Here is a 9,098-nt window from a genome sequence, read left to right as displayed (position 1 = left end):
CCACATCCCGCGCCCGCTCCAGCAGCCGGCCCGCCGCCGAGGTCGCCGGGGTCAGGGTGTCCGTCGCCCGCAGGCGGACCAGCGCCGCCAGCGACTGGGTCGAGGTGCCCCACGGCACCGTGCACAGAGCGGTGGCGTGCGGGACCGTACGGGCCGACGGGGCGTCGTCCGGGTCGGCGGACGGCCAGGGCGCGACGCAGACCACGGCGTACGGGCCGTCGCCGCGGGCACCCAGTGCCGTGCGCAGAGCCGCCACCGCCATGTCGGCCTGCCAGCCGCGCTCGGCGGTGAGCACCGCCCGCAGCTCCCGGCTCAGGTCGGCCCCGTGCTGCGCCTCGTCCGCGAGCAGCGCGCCGATCCGGGCCGTCACCCGCATGGCCGCCTCCAGCTGCCGGTCGGTCGGGCCGGGATCGGAGTCCAGGAGCCAGACGTAACCGAGGACGACCCCCCGGTGCCGGACGGGAAGACAGATCCGCCCCCGGTACACCCCCGCCTCCGGGGTCGGCGGAATCCGTACCGGGGCGCTCGCCCGTGTGATGCCGAAGCCCTCGAACCAGGCGCGGACCGCCGCCGTGGAGCGCCGGGTCAGGATCGAGCGGGTGCGCACGGGGTCCAGCGCCGACGGATCGAGGTCGCCCTCACTGTCGTACACCCCGAAGGCGATCAGCTCGAAGTCGCGGTTCTCCAGCGTCGCGGGGACGCCCAGGAGCTCCGAGATCTCGTCGACCAGCTCCTGGTAGTCACCTTTGTAGTCCCCTGTCACTCGGGCATTCTCGCGCAAAAACACCGCGCTTCATACATCTGTCTGAGATCTGCGGCACGGATGCGTGACAGCTGTCGATGGCCCACGATCGGAGGGATCCTTAGGTTTCACGGTGGTTCTATCTGCTGGTTTGTGGAGGTGCCCCGTGCTGGGTCCCGTGATTCTTGCCGCGTCGCGAAGCGACCGGATGCGACGCCTGATCTCGGCGGCCCCGGTGACCAAGCAGGTCGTCGACCGCTTCATCCCCGGTGAGAGCGTCGACGACGTGGTGCCGATCATCGAGGAGCTCACCGGCCGCGGCCTGGAGCTGACGATGGACGTCGTCGGCGAGGACATCACCACGCCCGAGCAGGCCGGCGCCGCCCGGGACGCCTACCTGGAGCTGATCGACCGGCTGCGCGGGCTCGGTCTCGGCGAGCGGGTGGAGATGTCCGTCAAGCTGTCCATGTTCGGCCAAGCGCTCGACGGCGGCCACGAGCTCGCGCTCGCCAACGTCCGGCCCGTCGTCGAGGCCGCCGCCGCCATCGGCACGACCGTGACGCTCGACGCCGAGGACCACACCACCCTCGACTCGATGTTCGCCATCCACGAGGAGCTGCGGAAGGACTTCCCGCAGACCGGCTGTGTGATCCAGGCCTACCTCTTCCGCACCGAGGCCGACGCCCGCCGGCTCGCCGAGGCCGGCAGCCGGGTGCGGCTCGTGAAGGGCGCGTACAAGGAGCCCGCAGAGGTCGCCTACCAGCAGAAACACGAGATCGACAAGGCGTACGTCCGGGTCCTGCGCATCCTCATGGAGGGCGCGGGCTACCCGATGGTCGGCTCCCACGACCCGCGGCTGATCTCCATCGCCCAGGAACTCGCCCGGCAGTCGGGCCGCAAGCCCGACGAGTACGAGTTCCAGATGCTCTACGGCATCCGCGGCGACGAACACCTGCGGCTGGCAGCCGAGGGCCACCGCATGCGCGTCTACACCGCCTACGGCACCGACTGGTACGGCTACTTCATGCGCCGCCTCGCGGAGAAGCCGGCGAACCTGCGTTTCTTCGTCCGGAGCATGATCACGCATGGCTGAGGAAACGAGGTCGGGCCGCGTCATCGGCCGGGGGTCCGGGGGTTGTCCCCCGGGAAGGCGCAGCATGCGCCGCCTCGCGGAGAAGCCGGCGAACCTGCGCTTCTTCGTCCGCAGCATGATCAGCAAGGGCTGAGCCCGAACACCCGCTCAAGTTCAAGGAGTTACGGATCTCATGGACGCTGTGACCCAGGTCCCCACCCCCGTCAACGAGCCGGTGCACGGCTACGCCCCCGGTTCTCCCGAGCGGGCCCGGCTGGAGGTGAAGCTCAAGGAGCTGGCCGAGAACCCGGTCGACCTGCCGATGACCATCGGCGGTGAGAAGCGGATGGGTGGCGGCGAGCCCTTCCAGGTCGTGCAGCCGCACAACCACAAGGCCGTCCTCGGCACCCTCCGCAACGCCACCCAGCAGGACGCCCGGGACGCCATCGACGCGGCCCTCGCCGCCGCCCCCGCCTGGCGCGCGATGTCCTTCGACGACCGTGCCGCGATCATCCTGCGCGCCGCCGAACTGCTCTCCGGCCCCTGGCGCGAGACGCTGGCCGCCTCCACCATGCTCGGCCAGTCCAAGACCGCCCAGCAGGCCGAGATCGACACGCCCTGCGAGCTCGTCGACTTCTGGCGCTTCAACGTCAAGTACGCGCGCGACCTGCTCGCCGAGCAGCCCCCGGCCAACGCCCCGGGCGTCTGGAACCGCCTCGACCACCGCCCGCTCGAAGGCTTCGTCTACGCGATCACGCCGTTCAACTTCACGGCGATCGCGGGCAACCTGCCCACCGCGCCCGCGCTCATGGGCAACGTGGTGGTGTGGAAGCCGTCCCCGACGCAGACCCACGCCGCCGTGCTGCTGATGCGGCTCCTGGAGGAGGCGGGCCTGCCCAAGGGTGTCATCAACCTCGTCACCGGCGACGGCATCGAGGTGTCCAAGGTGGCCCTGGAGCACCGGGACCTCGCGGGCATCCACTTCACCGGGTCGACGAAGACCTTCCAGCACCTGTGGAAGACGGTCGGCGCGAACATCGAGAAGTACCGCACCTACCCGCGTCTGGTCGGCGAGACCGGCGGCAAGGACTTCGTGGTCGCCCACCCCAGCGCCGACCGCGCGATCCTCAAGACTGCTCTCACCCGCGGTGCCTTCGAGTACCAGGGCCAGAAGTGCAGCGCCACCTCCCGGGCCTACATTCCGGCGTCGATCTGGAACAGCGGCTTCCGCGAGGAGTTCGCCGCCGAGGTCGACGGCATCCGCATGGGTGACGTCACCGACCTGTCCCACTTCATCGGCGCGGTCATCGACGAGCGGGCCTTCGCCAAGAACAAGGCCGCCATCGACCGCGCGAAGTCGGACCCCACCTGCACGATCGTCGCGGGCGGTTCCTACGACGACTCGGTCGGCTGGTTCGTCCGCCCGACCGTCGTCGAGTGCACGGACCCGGACAACGAGGTCTTCACCACCGAGTACTTCGGTCCCTTCCTCGCGGTCCACGTCTACGAGGACGAGAAGTACGAGGAGATGCTGACCCAGATGGAGTCGGCGTCCGACTACGCGCTGACGGGCTCGGTGATCTCCTCCGACCGCGCGGCGGCGGCGTACACGATGGAGAAGCTGCGCTACGCGGCCGGCAACTTCTACATCAACGACAAGTCGACCGGTGCCGTCGTCGGCCAGCAGCCCTTCGGCGGCGGCCGCGCCTCCGGCACCAACGACAAGGCCGGCGCCCCGCAGAACCTCCAGCGCTGGACCCTGACCCGCGCCATCAAGGAGACCCTGGTCCCGCCGACCGACTACGGCTACCCGCACATGGGCTGACAGCGGGTTCATCACCCGCCCGGGGGGCCGGACGAACGTCCGGCCCCTTTGTGCTCCGTCGGCGAAACCGCAGGTCAGCGTCGTGTGGCCCATATCGCCGTCTCAGATAGTAGGAAGTCCGAGTAATTGTGGAGACAGACCGGGCCTCCTCCCTTAGCTTTGTAGGAGCCGAACGTCTCGCTCGATCAAGCGAATGGCGGTCGTGAGCCGGGCCCCGTGCAGGCAACCCCTGCGGTCCGTCGCTCCCCGCCCCTTCCGGCGTCTCGTTGTCCCCTTGCCAGGTCCCCTGGAATCGAAGGAGTCGATTTCTCATGGCCGAGACGACCGCCCGCCGTCGAGTCCGTCACACCTCCCGTACGAGTGAGTCCGACCGCAAGAACGCCGCCGCAGCCCTGCAGCGCGCCCTCGACCGCCGTGACAACGGCGGCTCGACCGGTCACTGACCGGTCCCACCCGGCCGGGAGCCGCACCCGCGCGAGGTGTGGCGCGGGCCCCTCAGGTCCCGCGCCGCACCTCGAAGTGGTCGATGCGCGCCCCGTTCTGCGCGAGCGCCGACACCGTCAGCCGCGGCCGCGGCCCGCTCTCCGCCTCCACCGAGAGCAGCGAGAACCCGCGGTAGCGCACCCGCGACCACTCCACGGTCTCCTTCCGCGGCTGCTGCGACCTCGTCCACTCGAAGGTCTCGACGGACTCCTGGTCGTGCACGCGTCCCTCGTAGCTCTCCTTCACCCCCGCCGGGAAGCCGTACAGGTCACGGCCGCCCCCGCCGGCCGTGACGTACACGATCCCGTCCCGCGTCGGGTCCGTGGCGCCGCCGACCGGCACCGATCGGCCCACCGAGCCGCCGCGGATCGCGTCCGTGCGCTCGTACACGTGGTTGTGCCCGTTGATCACCAGGTCCACCTGGTGCTTCTCGAACAGCGGCAGCCACTCGGCGCGCACCCCGCCGTCGGAGGCGTGCGTGGAGGTCGAGTACGCGCAGTGGTGGAAGTAGACGACGACGAAGTCGACCCCCGCGCTCCCGCGCAACTCGCCCAGCCGCCGCTCCAGCCATGCCGTCTGCTTGCCGTCCGTGTAGCCGAAGTTGGCGGGGATCTCGTACGACACGTCGTTGGCGTCCAGGGCCACCACGCCGACGTTGCCGTACGTGAAGGAGTACACGCCCGGCGCCGCGCGCGGGTCGAAGCCGCTCTCCGGAAGGGACCAGCGGGCGAGCTGACCGCCGTAGCCGTCGGGGGAGTACCAGGCCTCCATGTCGTGGTTGCCGGTCGTCACCATCCACGGCACGCTCCGCGCGACCTCCTCGTTCTGCTGGAGGAACAGGTCCCAGAAGCCGGGGTCGTAACCGTCCGAGGTTGTGCCCCGGCCGTTGGCGTCGGCGTAGCAGATGTCGCCGGCGTGCAGGTGGAAGGCGGGCTTCTGGCGCAGCAGGAGGTTGTCGTTGGCGGCCGCGGCGGTGCCGACCCCCTGGTCGCCGAAGGCGGTGAAGACGAACTTCTCCGGACTCGCCGGAGCCGTGCGGAAGCTGGTGATCGTCGCCCGGTGGGCCGCGTCCGCCGGGTCGAAACCCTCGTGACCGACGCCGTAGTAGTACGTCGTGCCGGGGCGCAGTCCGTCCAGCGCCGCGTGCAGGTAGTACTGGTCGAGAGCGAGGCGTACGCCGCTCTGCCCCGGGGTGTGCAGGTCGCGCAGCTCGGCCTCGATCCTGCGGCCCAGGTCGTCGGGGCGCAGACCGACGCGGACGTACGGCTTCCGCACCGCGAGCGGGACCTGCCACGAGACGCGCATCTGGGTCCGCGGATCGGCGCCGAAGGCGAGGTGGCGGCCGAAGGGGGCGACGGCGGAACCGTGCACCCTCGCCGCGGCGGAGGGCGTGGAGGCGGCGGTGGACGATCCGCTGGGGCCGCAGCCGGTCAGCAGTCCGCCGGCCACCGCGCCCGCCGTCACCAGCGTGCGCCGCCGGGACAGCCTGGTGCGCAGGTACTCGTGCTGCTCGGCCATGCTCATCCGCCGCGCGAGCCGTGGCGGAATGCCGAAGTCGGGAAGGTCCATGGGGGTGAACTTCCCAGCGGACCCCCACCACCGCACTACCTCCGGGTGAACGCGAGTCGAAGGGCTGACGCCCGCCCGTGCGGCGGGGGTTGACCCGTGTCCGTATCGCGGACACGCGGTGTCATCCCATGGGACGAGGAGTAGGGTTCCCGCATGTCTCGCAGCATCAATCTCGCAGTGATTCCCGGTGACGGCATCGGCCAGGAGGTCGTGGCCGAAGGTCTGAAGGTCCTCTCCGCCGTCCTTCCGCAGGATGTGAAGCTGGAGACCAAGGACTTCGACTTCGGCGCCCGGCGCTACCACGCCACCGGTGAGACCCTCACCGACGCCGACCTCGACGCGCTGAAGAAGCACGACGCGATCCTGCTGGGCGCCATCGGCGACCCGTCGGTCCCGTCCGGCGTGCTGGAGCGCGGCTTCCTCCTCAAGCTCCGCTTCGCCTTCGACCACCACGTGAACCTGCGTCCGTCGAAGCTGCTCCCCGGTGTCGACACGCCCCTCAAGGGCGAGCCGGCCATCGACTTCGTGGTGGTCCGCGAGGGCACCGAGGGCCCCTACACCGGCAACGGCGGCACCATCCGCAAGGGCACCGAGCACGAGGTCGCCACCGAGGTCTCCGTGAACACGGCCTTCGGTGTCGAGCGCGTGGTCCGCGACGCCTTCGCCCGCGCCCAGGCCCGCCCCCGCAAGAAGCTCACGCTGGTCCACAAGAACAACGTGCTGACCTTCGCCGGGCACCTGTGGACGAACATCTTCAACAAGGTGGCCGCGGAGTTCCCCGAGGTCACCACCGACTACATCCACGTGGACGCGGCGACCATCTACCTGGTCACCGACCCGGCCCGCTTCGACGTGATCGTCACCGACAACCTCTTCGGCGACATCATCACCGACCTCGCCGCGGCCGTCTCCGGCGGCATCGGCGTCGCCGCCTCCGGGAACATCAACCCGAGCGGCGAGTTCCCGTCCATGTTCGAGCCCGTCCACGGCTCGGCCCCGGACATCGCCGGCCAGGGCAAGGCCGACCCCACCGCCACGGTCCTGTCCGTCGCCCTGCTCCTGCGCCACCTCGGCTACGAGGCCGAGGCCGCCCGTATCGAGGAGGCGGTCTCCGCCGACCTCGCCGAGCGCACCGGCAAGCCCGCCCGCAGCACCGCCGAGATCGGCGACGCGCTGGCCGTACGAGTAGCCGGCTGACCGGGCGGACCACTCGAAAAAGCATTCGAAGCCGCCGGGTCACTCGCACCCGGCGGCTTTCGCATGTCCCCCGCCGGGTGTCACCATCATCCCCTGGGTCGCATTTCACGCCGTTTCTTCCCCGGCTCCCCGCTTGCGATAATCGAACGCGGAGCCGCGGAATGAGGGAATGCTCGGACGTCCTAGCACTGGTCACTGACAGTACAAGGGCGTGAGCGCGGCCCGTCACTACACAACCGGTGAAGGACAACCACTCATGACGACGCCCACGATCGAGCTCAAGCCCTCCGCCAGCCCGCTCTCCGCCGCCGAGCGCGAGGCGATCCTGACCAACCCCGGGTTCGGCCGCCACTTCACCGACCACATGGTGACCATCAAGTGGACCGAGGGCCGCGGCTGGCACGACGCCCAGCTCGTCCCGTACGGGCCGATCTCCCTCGACCCCTCCACCCACGTCCTGCACTACGGACAGGAGATCTTCGAAGGGCTGAAGGCGTACCGGCAGTCCGACGGCTCGGTCGCCGTGTTCCGTCCCGAGGCCAACGCCCGCCGCTTCCGCAACTCCGCCCGCCGGATGGCGATGGCGGAGCTGCCCGAGGAGCTGTTCATCGAGGCCCTCGACGCGCTGATCGGCCAGGACGCCGACTGGGTCCCGCCGCACGGCGGCGAGGAATCCCTCTACCTGCGCCCGTTCATGTTCGCCACCGAGGCCGCGCTCGGCGTCCACCCGGCCAACGAGTACCTCTTCATGCTGATCGCCTCCCCGTCCGGCGCCTACTTCGCCGGGGGCGTCAAGCCGGTCACCATCTGGGTCTCCGAGGACCACGTCCGCGCGGTCCCCGGCGGCACCGGCGACGCCAAGACCGGCGGCAACTACGCGGCCTCCCTCCTCCCGCAGGCCGAGGCCGCCGCCAACGGCTGCGACCAGGTCGTCTACCTCGACGCGGTGACCCGCACCAAGGTCGAGGAGTCCGGTTCCATGAACATCGCCTTCGTCTACGGCGACCGGATCGTCACGCCGGCGCTGACCGGCTCCATCCTGGAGGGCATCACCCGGGACTCCCTCCTCCAGGTGGCCCGCGACCTCGGCTACACCGCCGAGGAGGGCGTGATCACCCTCGACCAGTGGCGCGCCGACGCGGCCTCCGGCGCCCTCACCGAGGTCTTCGCGTGCGGCACGGCGGCGGTCGTTACGCCGATCGGCCACGTCAAGACGAAGACGGACGCCTGGACCCACGGCGACGGCAACCCCGGCGAGGTCACCCAGAAGCTGCGCGAGGCGCTGCTCGGCATCCAGCGGGGTGTCAGGGAGGACAAGCACGGCTGGATGCACAAGCTGGGCTGACCTCCACGGACGCCTCACGGGCCCGCTCGGACACGTTCCGGGCGGGCCCGTGTTCTGTTTGAGCGCTGCTCGATGTGACGCGGTCGACTGCCGCTGACCTGTTGCTTTTTCGGCTCCCTCGCTTAGAGTGCTGCTCTAAAGAAGGGAACGACATGCGGCTGACCCCCTCCGAACGCGACCGGCTGCTGCTCTTCGGGGCCGCCGAGCTGGCCCGCGCACGCAGAGCTCGCGGGCTCAGGCTGAACGTCCCGGAGGCGACCGCGCTCATCGCTGACACGGTGTGCGAGGCCGCCCGGGACGGGGCGCGGCTGGCGGAGGCCGTCGAGCGCGCCCGGTCGGTGCTCGGGCCCGACGACGTCCTGCCCGGCGTCGCCGACGTCGTGACCGAGGTGCATGTCGAGGCGGTCTTCGACGACGGTTCGCGGCTCGCGGTCGTCAGCGATCCGATCGGCGGCGGGCTCGGCGAGGGGGCGCCCGGTGCGGTGCTGCCGGGACCGGCGCACGAGGAGCCGGAGGCGGCGGTACGGCTGACGGTCACCAACACCGCCGCGGTGCCCGTCTCCGTCACCTCCCACTTCCACTTCTTCGAGGCCAACCCGCGCCTGGACTTCCCCCGGGCGAGGGCCTACGGCATGCGACTCGCGGTGCCCGCCGGCTCGTCGGTGCGGTTCGGGCCGGGGGAGTCGGCGGAGGTCGGCCTGGTGCCGATCGGCGGCGCCCGCGTGGCCGTGGGTTTCGCGGGCTTGGTCGACGGGCCACTGGACGCGCCCGGAGCACGCGAGGAGGCACTGCGGAGGGCCGCGGCGTGCGGCTATCTGGGCGTGGTGGACGGGGAGGGGGGCCGGTGAGCCGCCTTGCGGGGGCC

7 protein-coding genes and 1 pseudogene are annotated in these 9,098 nt (G+C 70.6%); 6 read left to right on the top strand and 2 right to left on the bottom strand.

What is annotated here, in order from left to right; genetic code table 11:
- Window positions 1-781 (bottom strand): annotated as a pseudogene (locus EHS43_RS28630) (PucR family transcriptional regulator); the annotation flags it as partial.
- Between the two features lie 127 nt (window positions 782-908).
- Here EHS43_RS28630 and EHS43_RS28625 point away from each other — a divergent pair.
- The 3 genes from EHS43_RS28625 (at window position 909) to EHS43_RS48105 (ending at window position 4,082) form a co-directional block, all read left to right on the top strand.
- Window positions 909-1,835 (top strand): proline dehydrogenase family protein, encoded by a 927-nt coding sequence (locus EHS43_RS28625; RefSeq protein WP_125193623.1) that lies wholly within the window; start codon window positions 909-911, stop codon window positions 1,833-1,835.
- Window positions 1,836-2,007: 172 nt separating this feature from the next.
- A complete protein-coding gene (gene pruA / locus EHS43_RS28620; RefSeq protein ID WP_125193622.1) occupies window positions 2,008-3,639 on the top strand; it encodes an L-glutamate gamma-semialdehyde dehydrogenase in 1,632 nt (543 codons plus the stop codon).
- Window positions 3,640-3,950: 311 nt separating this feature from the next.
- Window positions 3,951-4,082: a hypothetical protein gene (locus EHS43_RS48105; protein ID WP_020121043.1), complete on the top strand. Its 132-nt coding sequence runs from the start codon at window positions 3,951-3,953 to the stop codon at window positions 4,080-4,082.
- A gap of 52 nt (window positions 4,083-4,134) precedes the next feature.
- On the opposite strand, the gene EHS43_RS28610 is transcribed toward EHS43_RS48105, so the two are convergent.
- Window positions 4,135-5,691, bottom strand: coding sequence for a metallophosphoesterase family protein (locus tag EHS43_RS28610; RefSeq protein ID WP_125193621.1), 1,557 nt, complete (start codon window positions 5,689-5,691; stop codon window positions 4,135-4,137).
- 153 nt (window positions 5,692-5,844) lie between these two features.
- On the opposite strand from EHS43_RS28610, the gene EHS43_RS28605 reads away from it, so the two are divergent.
- From EHS43_RS28605 to ureA, 3 genes are all read left to right on the top strand, one after another.
- Window positions 5,845-6,888 carry a 3-isopropylmalate dehydrogenase gene (locus EHS43_RS28605; RefSeq protein ID WP_123991799.1) on the top strand — a complete coding sequence of 348 codons (1,044 nt, stop codon included), beginning with the start codon at window positions 5,845-5,847 and terminating at the stop codon, window positions 6,886-6,888.
- A gap of 256 nt (window positions 6,889-7,144) precedes the next feature.
- Window positions 7,145-8,233, top strand: coding sequence for a branched-chain amino acid aminotransferase (locus tag EHS43_RS28600; RefSeq protein ID WP_125193620.1), 1,089 nt, complete (start codon window positions 7,145-7,147; stop codon window positions 8,231-8,233).
- Between the two features lie 152 nt (window positions 8,234-8,385).
- Window positions 8,386-9,081 (top strand): urease subunit gamma, encoded by a 696-nt coding sequence (gene ureA / locus EHS43_RS28595; protein WP_125193619.1) that lies wholly within the window; start codon window positions 8,386-8,388, stop codon window positions 9,079-9,081.
- Window positions 9,082-9,098: the final 17 nt, after the last annotated feature.

The organism is Streptomyces sp. RP5T, assembly GCF_003933965.1.
GTDB lineage: Bacteria > Actinomycetota > Actinomycetes > Streptomycetales > Streptomycetaceae > Streptomyces.
The sequence above is the reverse complement of the archived record's forward strand: the minus strand, read 5'-3'. Positions and strand labels throughout refer to the sequence as shown.